This is a genomic window from Pseudoalteromonas sp. SCSIO 43101, from assembly GCF_023650775.1.
GTDB lineage: Bacteria > Pseudomonadota > Gammaproteobacteria > Enterobacterales > Alteromonadaceae > Pseudoalteromonas > Pseudoalteromonas apostichopi.
On record NZ_CP072673.1, the window covers coordinates 1467770 to 1493415 of the forward strand.

Annotated in this window: 17 protein-coding genes and 3 rRNA genes; 17 read left to right on the top strand and 3 right to left on the bottom strand. The window is 42.2% G+C overall.

Going from position 1 to position 25646, the window contains the following annotated elements; translation table 11 throughout:
* Positions 1 to 564 precede the first annotated feature (564 nt).
* From J8Z25_RS06895 to ihfA, 8 genes are all read left to right on the top strand, one after another.
* Positions 565 to 2105: ribosomal RNA gene (locus J8Z25_RS06895) — 16S ribosomal RNA — on the top strand.
* 278 nt (positions 2106 to 2383) lie between these two features.
* A 23S ribosomal RNA gene (locus J8Z25_RS06900) occupies positions 2384 to 5266 on the top strand.
* Between the two features lie 126 nt (positions 5267 to 5392).
* A 5S ribosomal RNA gene (gene rrf, locus J8Z25_RS06905) occupies positions 5393 to 5507 on the top strand.
* Together the 16S, 23S and 5S rRNA genes form the textbook arrangement of a ribosomal RNA operon.
* 352 nt (positions 5508 to 5859) lie before the next feature.
* Positions 5860 to 6915 (top strand): DUF2066 domain-containing protein, encoded by a 1056-nt coding sequence (locus J8Z25_RS06910; protein WP_250661888.1) that lies wholly within the window; start codon positions 5860 to 5862, stop codon positions 6913 to 6915.
* Entirely contained in the window at positions 6915 to 7625 is a 711-nt protein-coding gene (gene hda, locus J8Z25_RS06915; protein ID WP_178927468.1) for a DnaA regulatory inactivator Hda, read from the top strand. Before J8Z25_RS06910 ends, hda begins: the two co-directional genes overlap by 1 nt.
* Positions 7626 to 7702: 77 nt before the next feature.
* The gene (gene pheS, locus J8Z25_RS06920; protein ID WP_062568835.1) at positions 7703 to 8683 is read left to right on the top strand and encodes a phenylalanine--tRNA ligase subunit alpha; all 981 of its coding nucleotides are present in this window, start codon (positions 7703 to 7705) and stop codon (positions 8681 to 8683) included.
* A 15-nt stretch (positions 8684 to 8698) separates the two neighbouring features.
* Positions 8699 to 11086, top strand: a complete 2388-nt coding sequence (pheT, locus tag J8Z25_RS06925; RefSeq protein WP_130051797.1) for a phenylalanine--tRNA ligase subunit beta — start codon at positions 8699 to 8701, stop codon at positions 11084 to 11086.
* 2 nt (positions 11087 to 11088) lie between these two features.
* Positions 11089 to 11388: an integration host factor subunit alpha gene (gene ihfA, locus J8Z25_RS06930; protein WP_002960690.1), complete on the top strand. Its 300-nt coding sequence runs from the start codon at positions 11089 to 11091 to the stop codon at positions 11386 to 11388.
* Positions 11389 to 11450: 62 nt separating this feature from the next.
* On the opposite strand, the gene J8Z25_RS06935 is transcribed toward ihfA, so the two are convergent.
* Positions 11451 to 12257, bottom strand: coding sequence for a DUF2989 domain-containing protein (locus J8Z25_RS06935; RefSeq protein WP_130051796.1), 807 nt, complete (start codon positions 12255 to 12257; stop codon positions 11451 to 11453).
* A 174-nt stretch (positions 12258 to 12431) separates the two neighbouring features.
* Between J8Z25_RS06935 and J8Z25_RS06940 the strand changes: the two genes are divergently transcribed.
* The 9 genes from J8Z25_RS06940 to ccoG all read left to right on the top strand — a co-directional run bounded on the left by J8Z25_RS06940 (position 12432) and on the right by ccoG (position 24091).
* Positions 12432 to 13874, top strand: a complete 1443-nt coding sequence (locus J8Z25_RS06940; RefSeq protein WP_167658630.1) for a glyceraldehyde-3-phosphate dehydrogenase — start codon at positions 12432 to 12434, stop codon at positions 13872 to 13874.
* Positions 13875 to 14076: 202 nt separating this feature from the next.
* The gene (locus J8Z25_RS06945; RefSeq protein WP_250661889.1) at positions 14077 to 15204 is read left to right on the top strand and encodes a M14 family metallopeptidase; all 1128 of its coding nucleotides are present in this window, start codon (positions 14077 to 14079) and stop codon (positions 15202 to 15204) included.
* Between the two features lie 287 nt (positions 15205 to 15491).
* Positions 15492 to 16994, top strand: coding sequence for an alanine/glycine:cation symporter family protein (locus J8Z25_RS06950; protein ID WP_130051793.1), 1503 nt, complete (start codon positions 15492 to 15494; stop codon positions 16992 to 16994).
* A 151-nt stretch (positions 16995 to 17145) separates the two neighbouring features.
* Complete coding sequence (locus J8Z25_RS06955) at positions 17146 to 17472, top strand: hypothetical protein (RefSeq protein WP_130052303.1); 327 nt, start codon at positions 17146 to 17148, stop codon at positions 17470 to 17472.
* A 1-nt stretch (position 17473) separates the two neighbouring features.
* Positions 17474 to 17755, top strand: a complete 282-nt coding sequence (locus tag J8Z25_RS06960) for a YeaC family protein (RefSeq protein ID WP_054561213.1) — start codon at positions 17474 to 17476, stop codon at positions 17753 to 17755.
* Positions 17745 to 20426, top strand: a complete 2682-nt coding sequence (locus J8Z25_RS06965) for a DUF349 domain-containing protein (protein ID WP_250661890.1) — start codon at positions 17745 to 17747, stop codon at positions 20424 to 20426. The genes J8Z25_RS06960 and J8Z25_RS06965 overlap by 11 nt, the downstream gene beginning before the upstream one ends.
* 54 nt (positions 20427 to 20480) lie before the next feature.
* Positions 20481 to 21038 (top strand): YceB family lipoprotein, encoded by a 558-nt coding sequence (locus J8Z25_RS06970; RefSeq protein WP_130051790.1) that lies wholly within the window; start codon positions 20481 to 20483, stop codon positions 21036 to 21038.
* 112 nt (positions 21039 to 21150) lie between these two features.
* Complete coding sequence (locus J8Z25_RS06975; RefSeq protein WP_250661891.1) at positions 21151 to 22557, top strand: sigma-54 interaction domain-containing protein; 1407 nt, start codon at positions 21151 to 21153, stop codon at positions 22555 to 22557.
* A gap of 151 nt (positions 22558 to 22708) precedes the next feature.
* Entirely contained in the window at positions 22709 to 24091 is a 1383-nt protein-coding gene (gene ccoG / locus J8Z25_RS06980) for a cytochrome c oxidase accessory protein CcoG (protein ID WP_130051788.1), read from the top strand.
* 29 nt (positions 24092 to 24120) lie between these two features.
* Here ccoG and J8Z25_RS06985 read toward each other — a convergent pair whose 3' ends face one another.
* The gene (locus J8Z25_RS06985) at positions 24121 to 24537 is read right to left on the bottom strand and encodes a hypothetical protein (RefSeq protein WP_130051787.1); all 417 of its coding nucleotides are present in this window, start codon (positions 24535 to 24537) and stop codon (positions 24121 to 24123) included.
* A 183-nt stretch (positions 24538 to 24720) separates the two neighbouring features.
* Complete coding sequence (locus tag J8Z25_RS06990) at positions 24721 to 25626, bottom strand: M14 family metallopeptidase (RefSeq protein WP_250661892.1); 906 nt, start codon at positions 25624 to 25626, stop codon at positions 24721 to 24723.
* Between the last annotated feature and the right edge of the window lie 20 nt (positions 25627 to 25646).

Consider the following 25646-nt stretch of genomic DNA (forward strand, 5'->3'; position numbering starts at 1 on the left):
ATCTGCGGCGCAAGTTACCATAACAAGTGAGGAGAGTTTAGTTATTCTGCTAAAAAACGTCAGTTATCCACAGTTGTTTGTGAGTAACTTGTTTGCATTTGGTGGGTATCTAGCTAATTTGAAAATAAGCAAAAAAACCTGCAAAAAGTGCTTGCGTAAAAAATCCATCTCCCTATAATGCGACCCCACTGACACGGCGGGCAGCAACGAAAGACGCTGAACAACGTAGCAGAGAGTTAAGTAAAACTTCGGTTTAAAACGGTCTAAAAAGAAAGTTTAAAATTAAGTGTTGACTCGAAAAATTAAGGATGTATTATACGCATCCCTAGCGACAACGTCGCAACGTTCTTTAACAATATAAAGCAATCATCTGTGTGGGCACTCGTACAGATTGAGTTCTAACAGCCGATTCTAGTTCGCTAGATGACGCAAACAAATTTAGAGTCTCAATTGAACTGAGTGACCAACGGAAACAAGTTTACTTGTTTCAGCACAGTCAATTCGATTCGAAAGAATCAAAATTCAGAATTCATTGAGCATGTCCTTCGGGACAGAAAAAACTTTTAATTGAAGAGTTTGATCATGGCTCAGATTGAACGCTGGCGGCAGGCCTAACACATGCAAGTCGAGCGGAAACGAAGAGGTGCTTGCACCTCTGGCGTCGAGCGGCGGACGGGTGAGTAATGCTTGGGAATATACCTTATGGTGGGGGACAACAGTTGGAAACGACTGCTAATACCGCATGATGTCTACGGACCAAAGTGGGGGACCTTCGGGCCTCACGCCATAAGATTAGCCCAAGTGGGATTAGCTAGTTGGTGAGGTAATGGCTCACCAAGGCGACGATCCCTAGCTGGTTTGAGAGGATGATCAGCCACACTGGGACTGAGACACGGCCCAGACTCCTACGGGAGGCAGCAGTGGGGAATATTGCACAATGGGCGCAAGCCTGATGCAGCCATGCCGCGTGTGTGAAGAAGGCCTTCGGGTTGTAAAGCACTTTCAGTAAGGAGGAAAGGTTAAGTGTTAATAGCACTTAGCTGTGACGTTACTTACAGAAGAAGCACCGGCTAACTCCGTGCCAGCAGCCGCGGTAATACGGAGGGTGCGAGCGTTAATCGGAATTACTGGGCGTAAAGCGTACGCAGGCGGTTTGTTAAGCGAGATGTGAAAGCCCCGGGCTCAACCTGGGAACTGCATTTCGAACTGGCAAACTAGAGTGTGATAGAGGGTGGTAGAATTTCAGGTGTAGCGGTGAAATGCGTAGAGATCTGAAGGAATACCGATGGCGAAGGCAGCCACCTGGGTCAACACTGACGCTCATGTACGAAAGCGTGGGGAGCAAACAGGATTAGATACCCTGGTAGTCCACGCCGTAAACGATGTCTACTAGAAGCTCGGGTCTTCGGACTTGTTTTTCAAAGCTAACGCATTAAGTAGACCGCCTGGGGAGTACGGCCGCAAGGTTAAAACTCAAATGAATTGACGGGGGCCCGCACAAGCGGTGGAGCATGTGGTTTAATTCGATGCAACGCGAAGAACCTTACCTACACTTGACATACAGAGAACTTACCAGAGATGGTTTGGTGCCTTCGGGAACTCTGATACAGGTGCTGCATGGCTGTCGTCAGCTCGTGTTGTGAGATGTTGGGTTAAGTCCCGCAACGAGCGCAACCCCTATCCTTAGTTGCCAGCGATTCGGTCGGGAACTCTAAGGAGACTGCCGGTGATAAACCGGAGGAAGGTGGGGACGACGTCAAGTCATCATGGCCCTTACGTGTAGGGCTACACACGTGCTACAATGGCGCATACAGAGTGCTGCGAACCTGCGAGGGTAAGCGAATCACTTAAAGTGCGTCGTAGTCCGGATTGGAGTCTGCAACTCGACTCCATGAAGTCGGAATCGCTAGTAATCGCATATCAGAATGATGCGGTGAATACGTTCCCGGGCCTTGTACACACCGCCCGTCACACCATGGGAGTGGGTTGCTCCAGAAGTGGATAGTCTAACCTTCGGGAGGACGTTCACCACGGAGTGATTCATGACTGGGGTGAAGTCGTAACAAGGTAGCCCTAGGGGAACCTGGGGCTGGATCACCTCCTTATACGATTTAGAACTTATTTGTTCGTAGTGTCCACACAGATGATTGTTAGTTAGCTAAACCACTTGGTTTAACTAATTAATATGCTCTTTAAAAATTTGGAAAGCTGATATTAAAATTCTTATAGATACTTGTATCTATAAAGAGTTTTCAAAAGTAAAAAATATGCCATTAATCGAAAGATTAATTGGTATCTACTTTAGTATTCTCATCATTATTTGATGAATTAACTTCTGGCGAAGTTAACAGCTGTCACTAACAAAGACCCGTTTGGGTTGTATGGTTAAGTGACTAAGCGTACACGGTGGATGCCTTGGCAGTTGGAGGCGATGAAGGACGTATTAACTTGCGATAAGCCTAGTCAAGCTAGTAAAAAGCGCTTGAGACTAGGATTTCCGAATGGGGAAACCCACCTGCTTGCAGGTATCGTTAACTGAATACATAGGTTAACGAGGCGAACGCGGAGAACTGAAACATCTAAGTACCCGTAGGAACAGAAATCAACCGAGATTCCGGAAGTAGCGGCGAGCGAAACCGGACCAGCCCTTAAGCTTATTATGTGTTAGTGAAACATTCTGGAAAGTTTGACGATACAGGGTGATAGTCCCGTACACGAAAATGCATCTTAAGTGAAATCGAGTAGGTCGGAGCACGTGAAACTTTGACTGAATATAGGTGGACCATCATCTAAGGCTAAATACTCCCAACTGACCGATAGTGAACCAGTACCGTGAGGGAAAGGCGAAAAGAACCCCTGTGAGGGGAGTGAAATAGAACCTGAAACCGTGTACGTACAAGCAGTAGGAGCCCTTCGAGGGTGACTGCGTACCTTTTGTATAATGGGTCAGCGACTTATATTTTGTAGCGAGGTTAACCGATTAGGGTAGCCGTAGTGAAAGCGAGCGTTAACTGCGCGTTTAGTTGCAAGGTATAGACCCGAAACCCGGTGATCTAGCCATGGGCAGGTTGAAGGTTGAGTAACATCAACTGGAGGACCGAACCCACTAACGTTGAAAAGTTAGGGGATGACCTGTGGCTAGGAGTGAAAGGCTAATCAAACCGGGAGATAGCTGGTTCTCCCCGAAATCTATTTAGGTAGAGCCTCGGACGAATACTTACGGGGGTAGAGCACTGTTAAGGCTAGGGGGTCATCCCGACTTACCAACCCTTTGCAAACTCCGAATACCGTAAAGTACTATCCGGGAGACACACGGCGGGTGCTAACGTCCGTCGTGAAGAGGGAAACAACCCAGACCGCCAGCTAAGGTCCCAAAGTCATAGTTAAGTGGGAAACGATGTGGAAAGGCCCAGACAGCCAGGAGGTTGGCTTAGAAGCAGCCATCCTTTAAAGAAAGCGTAATAGCTCACTGGTCGAGTCGGTCTGCGCGGAAGATGTAACGGGGCTAAACTATGCACCGAAGCTGCGGATTCAAACTTTGTTTGAGTGGTAGGGGAGCGTTCTGTAAGCCGTTGAAGGTGTACCGGGAGTTATGCTGGAGGTATCAGAAGTGCGAATGCTGACATGAGTAACGATAATGCGGGTGAAAAACCCGCACGCCGGAAGACCAAGGGTTCCTATCCCATGTTAATCAGGGTAGGGTAAGTCGACCCCTAAGGCGAGGCCGAAAGGCGTAGTCGATGGGAAACGGGTTAATATTCCCGTACTTGGTATAATTGCGATGGGGGGACGGAGCAGGCTAAACAAGCATGGCGTTGGTTGTCCATGTGAAAGTGAGTAGGTTGAGAGTTTAGGAAAATCCGGACTCTTAAGACTGAGACACGAGACGAGCACCTAAGGGTGTGAAGTTGTTGATGCCATACTTCCAGGAAAAGCCTCTAAGCTTCAGATTATACCGAATCGTACCCCAAACCGACACAGGTGGTCAGGTAGAGAATACTAAGGCGCTTGAGAGAACTCGGGTGAAGGAACTAGGCAAAATCGTACCGTAACTTCGGGAGAAGGTACGCTCCTATCTGTGATGAGACTTGCTCTCTAAGCGGACGGGAGCCGCAGTGACCAGGTGGCTGGGACTGTTTATTAAAAACACAGCACTGTGCAAAATCGCAAGATGACGTATACGGTGTGACACCTGCCCGGTGCCGGAAGGTTAATTGATGGGGTTAGTTTTCGGACGAAGCTCTTGATCGAAGCCCCGGTAAACGGCGGCCGTAACTATAACGGTCCTAAGGTAGCGAAATTCCTTGTCGGGTAAGTTCCGACCTGCACGAATGGTGTAACCATGGCCACGCTGTCTCCACCCGAGACTCAGTGAAATTGAAATCGCAGTGAAGATGCTGTGTACCCGCGGCTAGACGGAAAGACCCCGTGAACCTTTACTACAGCTTGGCACTGAACATTGAACCTACATGTGTAGGATAGGTGGGAGGCTTTGAAGCAGAGACGCTAGTCTTTGTGGAGCCGTCCTTGAAATACCACCCTTGTAGTTTTGATGTTCTAACGTTGGTCCCTAATCGGGATTACGGACAGTGCCTGGTGGGTAGTTTGACTGGGGCGGTCTCCTCCCAAAGAGTAACGGAGGAGCACGAAGGTTGGCTAAGTACGGTCGGACATCGTACGGTTAGTGTAATGGTAGAAGCCAGCTTAACTGCGAGACAGACACGTCGAGCAGGTACGAAAGTAGGTCATAGTGATCCGGTGGTTCTGAATGGAAGGGCCATCGCTCAACGGATAAAAGGTACTCCGGGGATAACAGGCTGATACCGCCCAAGAGTTCATATCGACGGCGGTGTTTGGCACCTCGATGTCGGCTCATCACATCCTGGGGCTGAAGTCGGTCCCAAGGGTATGGCTGTTCGCCATTTAAAGTGGTACGCGAGCTGGGTTTAGAACGTCGTGAGACAGTTCGGTCCCTATCTGCCGTGGGCGTTTGAGAATTGAGAGGGGTTGCTCCTAGTACGAGAGGACCGGAGTGAACGAACCGCTGGTGTTCGGGTTGTCATGCCAATGGCACTGCCCGGTAGCTACGTTCGGAACTGATAAGCGCTGAAAGCATCTAAGCGCGAAGCAGGCCTCGAGATGAGTTCTCACTAGACTTTTAAAGTCTCTGAAGGGCCGTTGAAGACTACAACGTTGATAGGCAGGATGTGGAAGTGGTGCGAGCCATTAAGCTAACCTGTACTAATTACCCGTGAGGCTTAACCATACAACGCCAAACGCGTTTTGTGACAGCGTAACAGACAGAAGTTAAGAAACTAAAGTAGACATTTACTTGATATCAGAATTCCAGATTTATTAATTTGCTCAGATGAGCGAATTAAAACCAAATTTGCTTGGTGACAATAGCGTTTTGGACCCACCTGACCCCATGCCGAACTCAGTAGTGAAACGAAACAGCGCCGATGATAGTGTGGCATTTGCCATGTGAAAGTAGGACATTGCCAGGCTTCAAATTAAAGAAAGCCCGATTCGAAAGAGTCGGGCTTTTTTGCGTCTGGGAGCTGTCAGCTTTCAGCCGTCAGACGTCAGCTGAAACACAGAGACATCAGACGTCAGATAATAAATGTCAGCTGAGCGGTGGGGGTGTTTAGTGAAGAGTCTCCCTCAGCAACAAAACCTTGTAGGAGGCACTTCAGTGCTTAATTAAGCCCATAATAAAACATGCATGGCTACGATTAGACTTAAAGCTTTATTCTTGCAACTCCCAATTCGCTCATCTGCCGTTCATTAAATTAACTTTGCTTTGTTTATGGCTTTGATTTAGGATCAAATCAGTTTAAAAGCAAGAACTAATGGCCTGTGTCTAGATTACTTATTTGTTTATTATTATTTTTTTCGAGTGCTTCAAGCTTTGCAGTTGAAGTGACTAATTTATATCAAGATACCCTCAAAGTTGCGGACAAATCACGTGATGCTCGTTTTGCAGCAAGTCGTGAAGCGCTGCTAAATGTATTGGTGAAAGTGAGTGGTGATACAAGCGCTGATCAAAACTCTGTAGCTAAACAGCGTATCCGCGACATTTCAGATTATATGCTCAAATTTGAATATGACGAAAAAGCAGATGGTAGTTTAAATCTGGTTGTTAAGTTTGAAGCTAACAAAATTAATGCATTGCTTAAAGATCTAGGCTTGCCATTGTGGGGCACGCGTCGTCCATTAGTGGCTATTTGGTTAGCGATTGAAGATAATTGGCGTCGTGAACTAGTTACACAAGAGTCGTATCCGCAGCTTGAGCAACTTATTTATGACAAAGCAGATCGTCGTGGTTTACCTGTAGTTGTACCATTACTAGATTTGCAAGACCGCGCTATCGTTGGCATTCCTGAAGTATGGGGTAACTTTTCTGAGCCCGTCGAGCAAGCTTCCAGCCGTTACAGCGCAGAGCGCAGTATTACCGCAAGAATGTATCAACAGGCTGATTCAGAAACGTGGATCCTTGATTGGCGTTTTACTAATGCAGAATTATTTGATACTAATCGTTTGATGGGTGATAAGCAGCAAATTGTTGCTGATATGATTGACAGTTTAGCGGGCGGTTTAGCACAAGAGTATGCAATCGATCCTACAATGATTGGCCAAATAGCTACAGCTACCTTTTATCTTAAAGGCATTAATAACTTCGTAGATATTGAATTCGCTAAACGCCGCTTAGAAAGCTTAAGTGTTGTTACACGAGCAGTGATATCTGTACGTACTCCAGATGCAGTGCAATTTACAGTAAATCATACTGGCAGCATGAATGATTTCAGAAAAGCGTTAGAGCTTGATACTGCCTTTAAAGCCCATCAGGATCCTCGTGACTTTTATCAGGTAGTCAACAAAGACGAACTTGAATATCAATGGAAGGGGCTTTAATCACAGTGCAAGAACCAATGCAAATGGCATTGCCAGTTACTTTGCCTGATGATGAAACATTTACTTCTTATTTTGGTGGCGAAAATTCTCTTGAAGTTAGTCACCTTAAAGATGCGTTTACAAAGCTTAGTAATAAATTTCAATATACCTACTTATGTGGATTAGGTGATTCTGGCAAATCACACCTTTTGTATGCTACCTGTATTCACGCACAAGAGCGTGGCTTATCAACTATGCTGCTTTCGATGCGTGAAGTGATTGATTATGGTCCTGTTGTACTTGAAGGCCTCGAAAATCTTGATGTGCTATGTATTGATGATGTGCACCTGGTGGCCGGAAATGATGTATGGGAAAAGGGATTATTTAACTTTTTCAATCGGTTCAATGAGCCTGGTAAATACCTTGTTGTAACAGCTGATTTATTACCCGATATGTTGCATATTAATTTACCTGATTTAGTATCTCGTTTGAAATGGGGCACGACATTGCAAATTCGCTCAATGAGTGATGATGACAAAGCCGAAGCTTTAGTTCGACGTGCTCATATGCGTGGTCTTGAACTTACCGAAGAATGTGCACGCTTTTTATTAACGCGATTAAGCCGTGATATGCGCGCATTATTAGATGTTTTAGATAAACTTGACCATGCCTCAATGGCTGCACAAAGAAAATTAACAATTCCTTTTATAAAATCAACGTTAAAGCTTTAGTAGGGCTAGAATCTAGTCCTTGCTTTCAGTTATCATTAGCTATTACAAAAATCCTTCTGTGAAAGACCAGGTACTCAATGAACTTAGAAAATATTTTAGCGCAAGCACTAGAGGCTGTTGCCAGTGCGAATGAAATCGCGCAATTAGAAGATATCAGGGTTAATTACCTTGGTAAAAAAGGTGAAATCACCAACTTACTTAAAACGCTTGGCAAGATTGCCCCTGAAGAGCGTAAAGAAGCGGGTCAAGTGATTAACCAAGCAAAACAAGAAGTACAAACAGCGATAAACGAAAAGCGTGAGTTACTAGCAAGTAAGGCTCTTGAAGAGAAGCTAGCGGCAGAAACGATCGACGTAACTTTACCGGGTCGTGTTATGCCTACAGGTGGCTTACACCCAGTAACTCGTACAATTGAACGTATAGAAAGCTTTTTTGGTGAGTTAGGTTTTGCGGTTAAATCAGGTCCTGAAGTTGAAGATGATTTTCATAACTTCGATGCGCTAAATATTCCTGAGCACCATCCAGCGCGTGCTGATCATGATACTTTCTATTTCAACCCAAAACTTGTGTTACGTACGCAGACAAGTGGTGTACAAATTCGTACCATGGAAACTGAACAGCCACCACTGCGTATCATCTCTCCAGGCCGTGTTTACCGTAATGATTATGACCAAACACACACGCCAATGTTCCATCAAGTCGAAGGCTTAATGGTTGACACAGATGTAAGCTTCACTGAGTTAAAAGGTATTCTGCACGACTTCTTACGCAACTTTTTTGAAGAAGACATGGAAATTCGTTTCCGTCCTTCTTACTTCCCATTTACTGAGCCATCAGCTGAAGTTGATGTTATGGGTAAAAACGGCAAGTGGTTAGAGGTATTAGGCTGTGGCATGGTTCACCCTAACGTTCTTAAATCAGTGGGTATTGATCCAGAAAAATACACTGGCTTCGCATTCGGTATGGGTGTTGAGCGTTTAACCATGTTGCGCTACGGCGTAAACGACCTACGTGCATTTTTCGAAAACGATTTAAAATTCCTAAACCAGTTCCGTTAAGAGTGAAGATATAAAATGAAATTTAGTGAAAAGTGGTTAAGAGAGTGGGTTAACCCAGCAATCGACACGCAGGCTCTTTCGGAACAGTTATCAATGGCTGGTCTTGAAGTCGATGGTGTTGAGCCAGCGGCTGCGGAGTTTACAGGCGTTGTTGTAGGTGAAGTTGTTGAATGTGGTCAACACCCTGATGCTGATAAATTACGTGTGACGAAAGTAAACGTAGGTGGTGATGAGCTACTTGATATCGTTTGTGGCGCACCTAATTGTCGTCAAGGTTTAAAAGTAGCGGTTGCTACTGTAGGCGCTGTATTGCCAGGCGATTTTAAAATCAAAAAAGCCAAACTTCGTGGTCAACCTTCACATGGTATGCTTTGCGCATTCGTTGAGTTAGGTATCAGCGAAGAAGGCGATGGCATCATGGAATTACCAAGTGATGCACCAATCGGCACTGATTTACGTGAATACTTGAGCCTAGACGACAACATTATTGATGTTGACTTAACACCAAACCGTGGTGATTGTTTAGGTATCAAAGGTCTGGCGCGTGAAGTGGGCGTACTTAACAGTGTTGATGTAAATACACTTGAAATCACACCAGTTGCTGCAACGATTGACGACAAAGTATCGATTGAGCTTGTAAATGATGAAGCGTGTCCTCGTTATTTAGGTCGTGTAATCAAAGGTATCAACCTTGATGCAGAAACACCACTTTGGATGGTAGAAAAACTTCGTCGCAGTGGCATTCGCTCAATTGACCCGGTAGTTGATGTTACAAACTACGTGTTACTAGAGCTTGGTCACCCAATGCATGCATTTGATTTAAATGCGATTGAAGGTGGCATTAAAGTACGTAGCGCAAACGCGGGTGAAGAGTTAGTTTTGCTAGATGGCAACACTGCAAAACTTAACGAGTCTACACTTGTGATTGCTGATCACAACAAAGCACTTGCCATTGCAGGTATTTTTGGTGGTGAAAAGTCAGGTGTGACTGAAGCAACATCAGACATCTTATTAGAAAGCGCATTCTTTAACCCTGTCGCTATTGCAGGTCAAGCACGTAGTTACGGCTTACACACTGATGCATCACATCGCTACGAGCGTGGTGTTGATTTTGCACTACAAAAAGATGCTATGGAACGTGCGACTGCATTACTACTTGAGATTGTCGGCGGTGAAGCTGGCCCTGTAGTTGAAGCCGTAGCCACTGATAAATTACCAAAAGTGACAGAAGTGCGTTTACGCCGTGAGCGTTTAGACCGTGTAATTGGCCACCACATTGATGATGCAAAAGTGACTGACATCCTAACGCGTTTAGGTTTAGATGTGAAAATTGTTGATGGTGTATGGAGCGCTGACGTACCGAGTTATCGCTTTGATATTCGTATTGAAGAAGATTTAATTGAAGAAGTTGCGCGTGTTTACGGCTATAACAGCATTCCTAACGTTGCACCAACTGCTAAATTAAAAATGACTAACCATGACGAGTCTCATGTTGCAGTAACTAAATTCCGCAATACACTTGTAACACGTGGTTACCAAGAAGCAATTACTTACAGCTTCGTTGATCCAAAAGCACAAGCAATTTTACATCCGCAAAGTGATGCGCTTGTATTACCACACCCAATTTCGGTTGAAATGTCAGCAATGCGTGTTAGCTTAATGCCGGGTCTATTAGCGTCACTAGTTTACAACCAAAACCGTCAGCAACCACGCGTACGTTTATTTGAGCATGGCCTTAAATTCTTACGTGAGGAAAATGCTGAAAACGGTGTAAACCAAGTTGCTGTCATTGGTGGTGTAATCTCTGGTCTTGCACACGGTGAACATTGGGTTCAAGAAAAGCGTAGCGTTGATTTCTATGACTTAAAAGGTGATGTTGAAGCACTTTTAGCAATTAGTAACGATTCATCACGTTTTGAGATAAAAGCAGAGCAGTCTGATGGCTTACACCCAGGCCAATCAGCCGTTATTTATGTTGATGGTAAAAAAGTAGGTTTTTTTGGTGCAGTGCACCCACAAGTGCAAAAGTCACTAGATATCAATAACACAGCATTTGTGTTTGAAATCGAAATGTCTGCACTAGAAAAAAGAAAATTACCAGAAGCAGTGGCAGTGTCGAAATTCCCGTCAAACCGCCGTGATATCGCGATTTTAGTGGAAGATCACGTAAAATCTGGCGATATTTTAAATGTCATAGAAAAAGTTGGCGGAAATCAATTGGTTGACCTAAACTTATTCGATGTGTATAAGGGCAAAGGTATTGAGCCAAATTATAAGAGTTTGGCGATTGCTCTAACACTGCAAGCGGTTGATAGAACGCTCGAAGAGAAAGATATCAATCAAGTAGTTGATAATGTGGTGGCCGCACTGGCCGAACAATTTAACGCATCGTTGAGGGACTAGATATGGCGCTTACTAAAGCCGACATAGCTGAACACCTATTTGAAAAACTCGGGATCAATAAAAAAGATGCCAAAGATTTAGTTGAAGCGTTTTTTGAAGAAATCCGCTCAGCGCTAGAAAAAGGCGAGCAGGTTAAGCTCTCTGGATTTGGTAACTTTGATCTTCGAGATAAAAAAGAACGTCCAGGCCGCAATCCGAAAACAGGTGAAGATATTCCTATTTCGGCGCGCCGAGTTGTGACTTTTAGACCAGGTCAGAAGCTAAAAACTCGTGTAGAAGTTGGCACAAGCAAAGCAAAATAAGAAAAGGCAGCGTTAGCTGCCTTTTTTATTTGTTTAAGTATTTACTTGCGAGCTATCAAAAGCTAAAAACCGCGTGGTGATACGAAGTTTCCTCCTTGGATACTGTCGTAGGTTTTTTGTGCTAAATCATCTAAGCTGTCTAAGCTTTTACCTGCGGCAGCGAGTTGATGCTCAATAGGTAAAATATCGACATCTTCATACCCTGATAATTGTGCTACACGTGCAAAGGTGTAGGCATGCTTATACTTTTCATGTTTGTAGAATAAGCTCACGAGAGTAGGGTAGATCTCAGGGTTGGGTGTTGCACCTGCTTTATTTAGCTCTAGCGTTTTGTAAAGCAAATCAATGGTTTTTTCATCATCAAACTTCACGTAGTAGCTCGCTAAGAAAAACTGCATTTCGGCATCTTCAGTGACGCGTTTATCTTGTTTTTCTTCAAGGGCGAGTAACTTAGTTAATGCAGATTGGTCATTATTACGTGACCAATGGTAATACAACAAACCTGGGTGGTCAGTATTTTTGGTATCTTGAAAAATTCGCGTCATTTCTTTAATGCTCGTTAAATGGCCTTCAACGCGAGACGTGGTTTTTTCTTTTAGTTTTATATGCTCAATCTTGGCGGCAAGAGACACACATTGATCGTATTTCTCAAAATCCTTTAATAATTGGTATTTGTTCTCGTCTGTTGGTGACTTATATTCAACGTAACGTTGAATGATAACTTCGGCACGTTGCTCTTTACAGTGACTGTCTTTATTCAAATCACTACAGAAGCCAGGTGTTTCGTCGCACACTTTTGCCAGTGTAAGTGGATCTTCACAGCCTGCTAATGCCAATAAACCAAGCAACACACTTGCTCTTAATAACATTCCTTAACCTCAACTTAATTTGTACTACTTTATTCTAGCGCAATGATTTGTTCTGTAACAGTGGAGAATCGTTTGAGTTTAAATTAGAATACCCCTGCCTGAGATGTGTTGCTCTCAAATCACAGCACATTTTTTAAGGCTATCCGTTCAAAATTGTTTAATTAGGTAAAAAAAATGACCTCATCTCACGAGTTAGAATACACAAGCAGCTGGCAAGAACGTCAAGATTACGCAGAAAGTATGCAACCTATTATTGGTAGACTTTACCGTAATCGTGGTATCGAAATCGCTGTATATGGCCGTCCTCTCGTTAATGCCAGTACAATCGATATCATCAAAGCGCATAAAACAGTTGCTCAGTTTGAAGGTACAAAACTACGTTTACGTGAAAGCTTCCCTTTCTTAGAAGCAATTAGCAAAATGGACTTAAACTCTGCACGTATCGATATTGGTAAACTAGCGTATGGTTATTTGTTTACAGATGCTGCAAAAGGTCGTTCAGTTGAAGAGTACTTAACTGACGAATTAGCAGAAATCGCAAACTCTGAGCGCAAAGAGCCACGTGATGTTGTGTTATACGGTTTTGGGCGTATCGGTCGTTTATTAGCACGTCTATTAATCGAAAAATCTGGCCCTTATGCAGACCTGCGTTTACGTGCAATCGTTGTACGTGGTGGTAAAGACGGCGACCTAGAGAAGCGTGCAAGCTTACTTCGTCGTGACTCTATCCATGGCCCATTTAATGGCTCTATTACAATTGATAAAGAGCGCAACGCAATTAAAGCTAACGGTAGCTACATTCAAGTTATCTACGCTAACTCACCAAGCGAAGTTGATTACACTGCTTACGGTATCGAAAATGCACTAGTTGTTGACAACACGGGTATCTGGAAAGACGAAGCAGGCCTTGGTCAGCACTTAGAAGCAAAAGGCGCGGCAAAAGTATTACTAACTGCACCAGCTAAAGGTAACATCAAAAACATCGTATACGGTGTAAACAACCAAGATATCAAACCTGAAGATAAAATTGTATGTGCGGCTAGCTGTACGACCAATGCTATTACGCCAACGTTAAAAGCGCTTAACGATAAGTTTGGTATCAAAAACGGTCACGTTGAAACTGTTCACTCATACACCAATGACCAAAACTTAATTGATAACTACCACAAAGCTGAACGTCGTGGCCGTGCTGCTGCACTTAACATGGTTATCACTTCAACAGGTGCTGCTAAAGCAGTTTCTAAAGCTTTACCAGAGCTTGAAGGTAAACTAACGGGTAACGCTATCCGTGTTCCTACACCAAACGTATCAATGGCTATCTTGAACTTAAACCTTGAAAAAGGTACAAACGTTGAAGAACTAAATGCTTTCTTACGTGAAACTGCACTTTACTCAGATCTTCGTGACCAAATCGATTACACAGCGTCTACTGAAATCGTATCTACTGACTTAGTGGGTAGTCGTTACGCAGGTGTTGTTGATTCACAAGCGACAATCGTAGATGACAACCGTGTTGTGCTTTACGTTTGGTACGATAATGAGTTTGGTTATAGCTGTCAGGTAGTACGCTGTATGCGTGATATGGCTGAAGTAACTTTCCCAAGTTTACCTCGCTAATACCTAAACTATATAGATTCAAGAAGCCAGCATTATGCTGGCTTTTTTAGTCGTGAAAGTTTTTGCAAATTTTCTGCATGTGATAGGCTGTTTAGGGTCTACACCATATTACTAACAAAACGTTCTAACTACAGAGCGTTGGCTTACTTCTTAACTAATAAGCGAGTAGCTAAGAATTATATTTAACCAATAGGTTTATAAAATGAAAATCACCAGCAATTTTGATAGTGGTAATATCAAGGTTATTGAAGCCGTTGATCCACTGAACATTCAATTAGAAATTAATAAAGACAATCAGTCTGATTTTTTCCAGTGGTTTCACTTTCGTCTTGAAACAACTGCGTTTCAAAACCATAAATTACATATTAATAATCTAGAAAATTCAGCCTATCCTGATGGCTGGGAGGGTTATCACACGGTTGCATCATACGACCGTCAAACGTGGTTCCGTGTTCCGTCTGAGTACGCAAACGGCACACTATCATTTGAAGTTGAGCCTGAGTGTAGCAGTATGTATTTTGCTTACTTTGCACCTTACAGCTATGACCGTCACTTAGATTTACTTGCATGGGCACAAAGCCAGCATGCGTGTGAATTAGAAACATTAGGTGAAACACTTGATGGTCGTGACATGAGTGTATTACGTGTGGGTATTCCTAGTAGTGAGAAGAAGAAAATCTGGATCACGGCGCGTCAACACCCAGGCGAAACAATGGCAGAGTGGTATGTTGAAGGATTACTTCATAAATTACTTGATGATGAAGACCCACATGCAGCTGCGTTACTATCTAAAGCAGTATTCTACATCGTGCCAAATATGAACCCAGATGGCAGTGTGCGTGGTCACCTACGTACTAACGCTAAAGGTGTCAATTTGAACCGTGAATGGCAAACACCGAGCATGGAAAATAGCCCTGAAGTTTTCTTAGTGCTTAACAAAATGCGTGAAACGGGCCTTGATATGCACTTAGATATTCATGGTGACGAAGCAATTCCTTATAACTTTGTTGCGGGTAGTGAAGGTATCCCAGGCTACGATGATCGCTTAAAAGAGTTAGAAGATAGCTTTAAAGCTGCGCTTTTAACTGTGACGCCTGAGTTCCAAGACGAACATGGTTATCCAAAAGATGAGCCGGGCCAGGCTAACTTAACTGTCGGTTCTTCTGCTGTCGCGCATGAATTTAATGCATTAGCTTACACGGTAGAGATGCCATTTAAAGATAACAATGATTTACCAGATCCAGATTATGGCTGGTCAGATCGTCGCTCGTATCAATTTGGTCAAGATACGTTAGCGGCTATCGTTAACGTGGTTGATAAATTAAGATAACGAACCTTACGGGCATCAGCAAAACTGATGCCCGTAATTGTATCTGTAGACTGAAAAATGACGGTGCAGAGCAAGATGCATCGAATGTTAACTAGGTGGGTACATTTGTCATATTGAAAATTAACTGTTAACAAACTTGGTTGGTTTAAGTTAATATTCAATATGTTCAACTGAGAAGTACCAAAATCTCATTTTTTTATTTCTCACAGTCATAGTGTCGCGCATTCTCACAAGCTCACGCTGAGTATCGTAACTAACAATAAAAAATATAATCATAGAGGATATCCATGGAAGCTTTAGTAAGCGCCGTTAATGACATAATTTGGAGTAGTGCACTCATTTATTTATGTCTAGGTGCAGGTCTGTTTTATTCCGTTTTAACCCGATTCGCACAAGTTAGACATTTCAAAGAAATGTGTAAATTATTGCTAAGCTCAAATAATTCAGATACGGGTATTTCTTCATTTCAAGCGCTAGCTGTATCGTTATCTGGCCGTGTAGGTGTAGGTAATATTGCTGGGGTTGCTGCAGCAATTGGCTTTGGTGGTCCAGGTGCGATTTTCTGGATGTGGATTGTTGCGTTTTTAGGCGCAAGTACTGCGTATGCAGAGTCAACACTTGGTCAGATTTATAAATCAGAAGAAGACGGCCAATATCGTGGTGGTCCTGCATATTACTTCGACCGTTGCTTACAACAAAAGTGGCTAGCCGTATTATTCGCGGTATCAGCGATTATCGCCTGTGGTGTATTCCTTCCAGGCGTTCAAGCTAATGCGGTAGGTAATGCATTCACTCAAGTTTTCGGTGAAGGTACACTGGTTAGCACCAGTTTTGGTGAAGTAGGTAGCTTCAAGTTAGTAGCCCTTGCAATCATCTTAATTGTGCTGGCATTTATTATCTTTGGCGGTATTAAACGTATCGCAAACTTCACCCAAATTGTAGTGCCATTTATGGCGTTAGGTTACATCGTGTTAGCTTTAATAGTGGTGTTCTTAAACCTAGATAAAGTACCGGGTATTTTCTCAATGATTTTATCTGATGCCTTCACAGCTCAAGCTGGCTTTGGCGCAGCAATTGGTTGGGGTGTTAAACGTGGTATTTACTCAAATGAGGCAGGTCAAGGTACCGGCCCACATGCAGCATCAGCTGCTGAAGTAGATCACCCAGCACAACAAGGCTTAGTACAAGCATTCTCTGTTTATGTTGATACTATCTTTGTATGTACAGCAACAGCGCTAATGATTCTAATCACTAAACAATACAACATTGTTGGTGAGTTACCTGCAGGTCAATTCATTGTTCAAAACGTTGATGCTGCAACTGAAGTAGGCTCTGCTGCTTTCACGCAAATGGCATTATTTAGTGTATTCGGTGGCTTTGGCGAAGCATTTGTTGGTATTGCTTTATTCTTCTTCGCATTTACCACAATTCTTGCTTATTACTATATTGCTGAAACCAATGTTGCTTATTTAAACCGTTATTTCAAAGGCAATATTCCGTTAGTTATCGTAAAGCTAGTTATTATGTTTATGGTAGCTTATGGGATGGTGAATAGCTCAGGCTATATCTGGAATATTGGTGATATAGGTGTTGGTTTAATGGCGTGGATCAATATTGTTGGTATCTTGGCTATTTTCTTTGTCGCTAAACCTGCTCTTAGCTGTTTACGTGATTATGAAGACCAAAAGAAAGCCGGTGGTGAAATCACTTTTGACCCAGTTAAATTAGGCATTAAAAATGCTACTTTCTGGGAAAAGCGTCTAGCTGAAAAGGCGAAACAGAAACAATAAATCAGGATTTTGAGTTTTTGTGATGGATTTAATTGTGCAGGTTTTCGAATCTTCACAAATGAATGAAATTCAAATAAGACATCGACTCATAAAACAAGTACAATAAAGGGCGCCTTAAGGCGCCTTTTTTATGCGTAGTATGGAGAAAGATATGGCGATTATTAGTTGCCCGCAGTGTGCAAAACCAATATCTGACAAACATAAACAATGCCCGCATTGTGAATGCCAAGTCACCGATCTAAGCAATGAGCAATTGCAGCAAATGCAAAAAGAAACGCGTATTCGTAGACAACAAAAGTTTATGAATCAGTCTTTCCTCGCACTGATTTTATTTTTAGGGGGCTTTTTCTGTTATTACTTTATGCACCCCGAAGCAAAGTCTCTTGAGTGGTATGCTTATACATCGGCAATGGCAGTCGGTTTTGTATGGTATCTCGTAAGTCGCATCTATTTAGTTGTTTTAAAAAAGAAAAAGTAACATGAATATTGATCATATCGTTAAAAATATCACCCCAGAAGTATTTGAACGTCTTCAGTATGGTGCCTCAACCGGTAAGTGGCCTGATGGCACGCCTTTGTCTGAAGAGCAAAAACAACAAACCGTTCAACTCGTGATGCTTTATCAAGCTAAAGTTTCGCAAAGCAATGAGCAGTTTACCATTGGCGCAAATGGTGAAATGGTGCAAAAGAGCAAAGCTCAATTGCAAAAAGAATTCGCATCAGAAAATGAAATAGCTAGGTTTAGTGAAAATGATCTTTAAACACCTGTTTACTCCAAAATGGAAGCACCCTAAAAATCAAGTTCGTTTAGCTGCGGTTGAACGTCTTGATACAGAGCGTGACCTTAGTATTTTAAATAGCATTGCTCTTGAAGACAGTTCTGCTGAGATCCGTAAAAAAGCCCTGAACAAAGTCAATGATATTGTTCTATGGTGGCAAGCATACAAACAAGATCAAGCACTTAAAGACGTTGCAGAGCAACATATAAACCAAGCTGTGTTAAACACTGATAGCAAACTAGATGCAAACATCAAAAATGAGTTTATTGAGCGTTATGCACCAGTAAAAACGCTTGAAAAACTTGCGTTTGCAGAAAAAGAAATTCAAGTTCGGGTTAAATTATTAAAACGCTTAGCAAATCCAAGTTTAATTGATAAAGCCTTTAAAGAAGGCCGCGAAGAACTGCAATTGCAACTTGTTGAGCTTGTTATTAGTCACCAACTTGCTAAATCATTACTTAAACATGCAAAAGGTGAAGCGTATTCACAGCTAGCCGCTTACCTTGAAAATGAACGCCTAGCAACCGAAATGCCTGCAAAAGTTGAAGCAGATACACGTGTAGTATTAGCAAAGCTGAATGCACTTCGTGATAAAAATGATTTTCAGTTGGTATCAATGCAACAAGCTGAGTTATTACAGCAGTGGCAAGCTATTGAATTAAAATGGTTAAGCGATGAGCAAGTAAGCACACTTGATAAAAAGTATTCAGCGATTACGCAAAAGCTTGAGTCTCATATTGCACAACTAAGCAAAGAGCATGAAGCGGCGCAGCAAGCTTTAGCTGAGCAACAGCGTCAGGTCTTAGCATTAGCAAGCCTTGAAGCAATTGGTGAAGAAATTGAAAATGCATTGCAACTGGGTTTAGAAACGCCAGAACAAATTCAGCAAGACTGGCTTGAAGCTAAAGTTGCACAAGCAAAAGATGCGTTAACAGAGGCGAATCTACCTAATAACCAAAATGTTCGTGATGTAAAACAGCACTTAACAAATTTATTCAACCAAGTTGAAGAGTTACCGCAATTAGTTACTGCTATCGCTGAGTTTAAAGATGCATTTGATAAATTAAACACGGTTGCGACAACAGAAGAAGAAAGCGAGTTTGACGGCCTGAAACAGCAGTTTGAACAACAGCAAAAACTTGCACGTAAAAAGCTGGCAAGTATTCCTAATCGCTTACAAGGTCGCTTTAAAGCAAATTTAGCTGAAGCAGTAAATAGCTGGCAGCAAGCGATGGCACCGCTTACTAATAAGTTTGAGAAGAACCAACAAACAGCAAAGCGTAAAGCACGTGATGTAAAACGCTTAATTGACCAAGGGCGCTTCAATGTAGCATTTGGTGTGTTTAAAGGTTTTGAAGAGTTATACGCTACGCTTACAGAGTATTACAAGCAGCCATTAAATAGCCTAAAAGCTGATTTAGAAGCGCAATTAGCAGAAGCAAAAGATTGGCAAAAATATGCTTCAGCACCAAAGCGTGAAGCATTACTTGCTGAAGTAAATGAATTAGCCGCAACAGAATGTACAGACCCTAAACAACGCGCTGAGCAAGTTAAACAGCTGCGTCGTCGTTGGAATGAATTAGGCCGTTTAGACACTGATGCAGAGAAACAACAAGGTGGGTTATTCGATCAGCAAATAGAGTTGCTGTTTGCACCATGTCGTGAGTATTTTGCTGAGCAAGAGCAACAGCGAGAACAAGCTAAGGCACAGCGTCTTGATACAATCAAGCAAATGCAAGAGCTAACAGATCTTGATACGTCTTCTGACGAGTTCGATTGGAAGCAGTTTGAGAGTAAGTTCAATCGTACCGCTAAAGCTTGGCGCTCAGCAGGAAATGTTGATCCTAAAACGTATCGTGAACTACAAGCGCAATTCAAAGCTGCGCAATCACTAGTGCAAGCACAGCTAGCTGCCTTCCATAAAGCAAATGCTGAGCAAAAAGCAGCGCTGGTAGAGCAGGCAACACAGTTATCTCAAAGCGATGATTTAGCGTCTGCGTGCCAAGAACTCAAGGTATTGCAACAAACTTGGCAAACTATTGGCTTTGCAGGAATGAAAGCAGAAAATACCTTATGGCAGCAATTTAGACGTGTTAATGACGACACCTTTGCAAAGCGCAGCGCCGAGTTTGAACAGCAAAAGCAAGTACAGCAGCAAAATGATGAAGTTGCAGCAGCGCAGTTGAGTGAGCTTGAGTCAGCACTTGAAACAGTGGTGCATCTTGCACAGCTTAAAGATTTGACAGTGAAGCTGGCTGAACTTGAGTACTCAAAAGCATTATCAGCACGAGTGAGTCAGTTAGAGACAGCGATTAGTGCAAAAACAGCGCACATTAGCAAGCAAGCAGAGCAGTCTAAGTTAACGGCTTTATTTGCTGCTCTTGAGAGCGGCAGCGAACTTCCTTCGCAATTCCAAGCTGCATTAACGACAAACTTAAATGCTGCGCAGCTCTTAACTCGTATCGAAATTTTGGCAGGCGTTGAGTCAGCTGATAGTCAGTTACGTATGACAGAGCAAGTTGCGATGTTAGATGATAAACACCGTGGTGAACATGCAGATGTTTATTATTACTTAAAGCAATTACTTGCAGTCAGTAAGGGTTCAGTTTCAGCTGACACACTAGCAAGGCTTAAAACAATATTTGCAATTTAACGAATAAAACCGCTTTTTGAAGCGGTTTTTTTCCGTGTGTTTTTGAGGAAAACAATGAGAATTTTATTACTACTTACCTGTTTATTTTTAGGGGCATGTAAAAGTACAGATCAAGGAATGTCGGTGTACTCGTTTACTAATTCAGAAATTGAAGCAGCCCTTGCTAATCAATTACCAAAACTAAGTGAACAGATTAAGCTGATGGGCTTACCTGTTGATTTTGCTGTAAACGATCTGAGTGTCAATGTCGGCCCAGATAAGCGTGATGTGGTGGTTTTAGGGGCTGATTCTAGTGCTGTCATCAAAGCTTTCGCGCTTAAGTATCCAGTCCGCTTAAAGCTTCAAATCGAAGGTAGTCCATTTTATGACAGCGAGAAAAAAGCGGTCTTTTTACGAAATGTAAAACTGGTTGATACAACTTTAGATACAGCGGGTTTTAAGGGCAGCTTAAACTTATTAGATGATCAAGCAATGCAAGTGATTAACGGCTTTTTAGCGGTTAACCCTGTTTATAAATTAAATATGAACGACCCTAAAGTTGCACTACTGAGCAAATTGCCATTAGATATGAAAGTATCTCAGGGCGAAATTATCTTAGTACCTAGACTATAAAAAATATTAAAAATTTTTAAAGCGGCCTTGAGCCGCTTTTTTGTAATTACTTGTTAAGCAAGTTCAACCTTGCCATAATTGCTCGTGATATTTCGCGAAACAAGTAATTGCTATGATCAAGGAATTTTTAAACGACCCTACGTTACTGTTAAATGCAGTTGGTGAAGGGATCTATGGCTTCGATTTATCGGGTAATGCGGTTTTTGTAAACCCTGCCGCTGAGCGCATGACAGGCTGGAAAGCAGACGAGCTACTTGGTAAAAAAATACACCAATATCATCACCATACTCGTAAAGATGGGTCACCATATCCCGCAGATGAATGCCAAATATATTGCACTATGTTCGATGGTAAACATCGTCATGTAAACGATGAAGTCTTCTGGCGTAAAGATGGTAGCTATTTTGCCGTCGAGTATACTTCAACCCCAGTTTATAAAAATGGCGCCTTGATTGGTGCGGTCGCGATTTTTCGCGATGTGTCAAAACAGCAGCAAACAGAAGTGGCATTGCGCGACGCTCTAGCGCAAGTTCAGCACTTGTCTGAGCAACTACAAGCTGAGAATGCTTACCTTATTTCAGAGTTAAACGAAGATTGGCAAGATTCCGGTTTGGTTGGTCAAAGTCATTCATTCCAAAGTATGCTCGAGCAAATTACCTTGGTAAGCCAAACTAATAGTACAGTTTTGATTTTAGGTGAAAACGGCACGGGTAAAGAGCTGGTGGCACGAAACCTTCATCGCTTGAGTAGCCGTGCTGAGCAACCTTTTATAAAGGTCAATTGTGCTGCGTTTTCAGCTAATTTAATTGAGTCTGAACTATTTGGTCATGAAAAAGGGGCATTTACTGGTGCAAATGAACGTAGAAAAGGGCGCTTTGAATTAGCTGACAAGGGGACTTTATTTCTAGATGAAGTGGCAGAGCTGCCATTAGAAGCGCAAAGTAAATTACTTCGCGTGCTACAAGAACAAGAGTTTGAGCGAGTTGGTGGCAGTCAAACTATAAAAGTTGATATTCGCGTGTTAGCTGCAACAAATCGAAACCTGTGGCAAATGGTTGAGCAGGGTAGCTTTAGAATGGACTTGTATTATCGCTTAAATGTGTTTCCTATTCGTGTGCCAGCTCTACGTGAACGCAAAGAAGATATTCCACTTTTAGCGGCAAACATAATAACTCAGCTTAATAAGCGCTTAGGTAAGCAGTTAAAGGGGCTTAGCAAAGCAACGCTCACTAAGCTGGGTAATTATGATTGGCCTGGCAATATTCGTGAATTACAAAATATCCTTGAGCGTGAAGCTATTTTATCTAAGCAGTCTGTACTACAACTCTCTGCTCCGTTGAATAATGAACAACCGGATGAGCAGGTTGTCTCGCTTGATGCTGTACAAAAGCAGCATATTCTCCAGGTGCTAAAGCGTTGTAACGGACAAGTATCAGGTGATAATGGCGCTGCAACTTTACTGGGTCTTCCAGAAAGTACCCTCAGGTCAAAAATGAAAAAGTTGGCTATAAAACGTTAATTCGCAATATATCGCGAGCATTCGTGATATTTCGCGATTTCAATATTCTTAAATTTAAATTTTCCCTTTTATATCAATGGTTTGATTTTGTTTTTTGTTGGCCTGATAGTTGCTCTGTCAGGTTATTACCGACACAATAGTAAGTAGCAAAATGAAATTTGATATAAAAGAGCAAGACTTAATCATCAAGCCCTACAACCAAGATGGGCCAATTTATATTCGAGAGCAAAAAGGGCATTTCCAACGTATCCGCCGTTACTTAGGCTGGGTGCTGATGCTGACTTTTATAGCTATTCCGTGGATCCCATATGATGGTCGACAAGCCGTATTACTTGATGTAGCAAGTCAAAAATTTACCCTGTTTGGATTAACGTTGTTACCGCAAGATTTTATGATCTTAGCCATGTTATTTATGACTGGTGCGTTTGCTTTGTTTTTCGTCACTAACTGGCTAGGTCGTGTTTGGTGTGGTTACACTTGCCCGCAAACAATCTGGATGCTTATGTTCACTTGGGTTGAACACAAAGTTGAAGGTAACCGAAACCAGCGTATTAAACTTGATAAAACAGCTTGGTCAGCAAGTAAATGGCAAAAGAAAATCACTAAACATGCCGCTTGGCTTGTGATCTCTTTACTCACATCAATGTCATTCATGGCTTATTTCATCCCGGCTAAGTCTTTATACATGAGCCTATTTACCCTAGAAATGTCTGGCATTGTAAGCTTTTGGGTATTTTTATTCGCATTTTGTACGTATGGGAATGCGGGATTCTTGCGTGAAAAAATGTGTACTGTTGCTTGCCCATATTCGCGTTTTCAATCAGTAATGTTTGATAAAGACACCTTGGTGGTCACGTACGATCAAGAGCGAGGAGAATCTCGCGGTGCTCGTAAGCGTAAAGCCGATCCAAAAGAGTTAGGCTTAGGTGACTGCGTAGACTGTAATTTGTGTGTAGAAGTATGTCCAGCTGGTATAGATATTCGTAATGGCTTGCAATATGAATGCATAAACTGTGGTTTATGTATTGATGCCTGTGATAGCACAATGGAAAAGTTCAACTATCAAAAAGGGCTGATCAAGTACGCCTCGGAAAAACAAATGGAAGGTAAAACGACCAACCCATTTAGACTAAAACTTCTTGGTTATGGTGGTTTGACGGCGCTATTTGTCGTTGGGATGGTTGTGTGGATGGCAATGCGCACACCAATCGAGGCCTCTGTAATTCGTGACCGTAATGCACTGTACCGAGTTAATTTTGAAGGCTTGGTAGAGAATCCATATACCTTATCAATCATCAATAAAACGCAGCATAGTTTGAGTTATTCAATTGGTATAAGTGGTATCGAAGAAGCAAGCTTACAATTGCCTGAAACTATCAAAGTTGAAGCAGGTCAGATGAAGCGAGTACCTGTTACTGTGGTTGCTGATGGCTATGACTTAAAGTCAAAAGTAACGCCTATCAGTTTTCACATTCAAGCATTAGAAGATGCCAATATCGCAATTACTAAAGAGACTAAGTTTTACCGAGATTAATCCAACCCCAAAATGAAAATGGCTTGTTTTTAACAAGCCATTTCTGCAAATTCGAGTTTCTTTAGCACATGGGCTTTAGCGCTATCTAAATCATCAAATAAACAGTCCATTATCTGAATTGGTGATTGTGCTTGTGCAATGATGCGTTTCATTTGATTGAGTACAATTGATGAGCTAAACATGTATGCGGTAGCGACACAGTTAGTGCTTTGTAGAGCACGTAACAATTGGATAAACCCGCGTTCGGCCTCAGGAGTTGTAGCAAGTAATTGGGTAGAATGACTAATATAAGCCCACGGCTTTCCAGCTAGATCAGAAATATGCTTTTTTATATCTACTGCAAAGTCATTGACTAAACGTGCGTTAATATTACCAGAAAATTGTCCAATTATAATTGGACCATCAGTGATGATACTGACACTGCCATAGTGATTCTTAAATTCCAATTTGCTTCCCTTTTGAATTAAAAGAGCGCGAATTTTATACAATTCTATGTATGTGTCTAGTTATTTAATATACAATTATTAAAAAACATAAATAATTCAATTGAGTTGTTTATTTGTGTGTTTTATACATTTAAGTGGTTTGGAGTAAATTATTTATTTACTCCAAATTTAAAATATAACTAACTATTTATTAATAATATAGTTCAATGCACCGGTAATCGAGGCTACTTGTGCATCAATACAGACTTCATCATTTGCCTGTGGGCTATCAGGGTAAACTTCTGTTGTTGTCACAAATTCAGCATCAGTGAGACCCATACATAAGCCGAGTTTTTTCGCTTGGTAATGAATAACACCCAATTGGGTTTGCGGTACACCAATCAACTGGTTATTCTCATCGCTAGGTGCGATATGAGTTACTTTTTCAACAGACTTAATAATCGCTGCCTGAAACGCGTCATGTGGACGTTCACTATCAGCAACGAGATAAAAGCCATCTGGGATGTTCCAGTTATCGTGAGTGGTTGCATCACGTGCTGCAAGAGCAGGACGAAACTCACTATTATCAGTATCAGTTGTTTCATGTAGGTCGATATGCACGTAAGGTGCAATGGTATTGTCAGCTAAATACTGCATGATTGCTGCAGACTCTTCAGCTGGGCTGTCAGCGTAGAATGAGCGGTTTGGATCTGTCGCATTAGGGTTCCAGCGATTAATTGTTTCATAACCCCACGGGCTGATACACGGTGCTACTAAAATATTAAAATCGGCAAAGTAGTCTTTAGCTTTGTTCTTAGCAAACGCTAATGCGCCATGCACACCACTTGTTTCATAGCCATGAACGCCACCGGTAACCAATACTGTCGGTTTATCAGCTTGCCATTGCTTGCTCTTTAAAATGTAAAGAGGGTACTTGTCGCTGTCGTAACTTAATGCACCATACTGTTCAATATTGAAATCGATTGATAAAGACTCTAATTGAGATACAACATCATCTATATAGCTACGTTTTACTGTCTGTGATTTAAACCATGCTTTTTTATCTGCTTCGTTCCACGGTTTACCTGGTGTTCCTATAGGGTAACTCATAAAATACCTTATTCGACTTG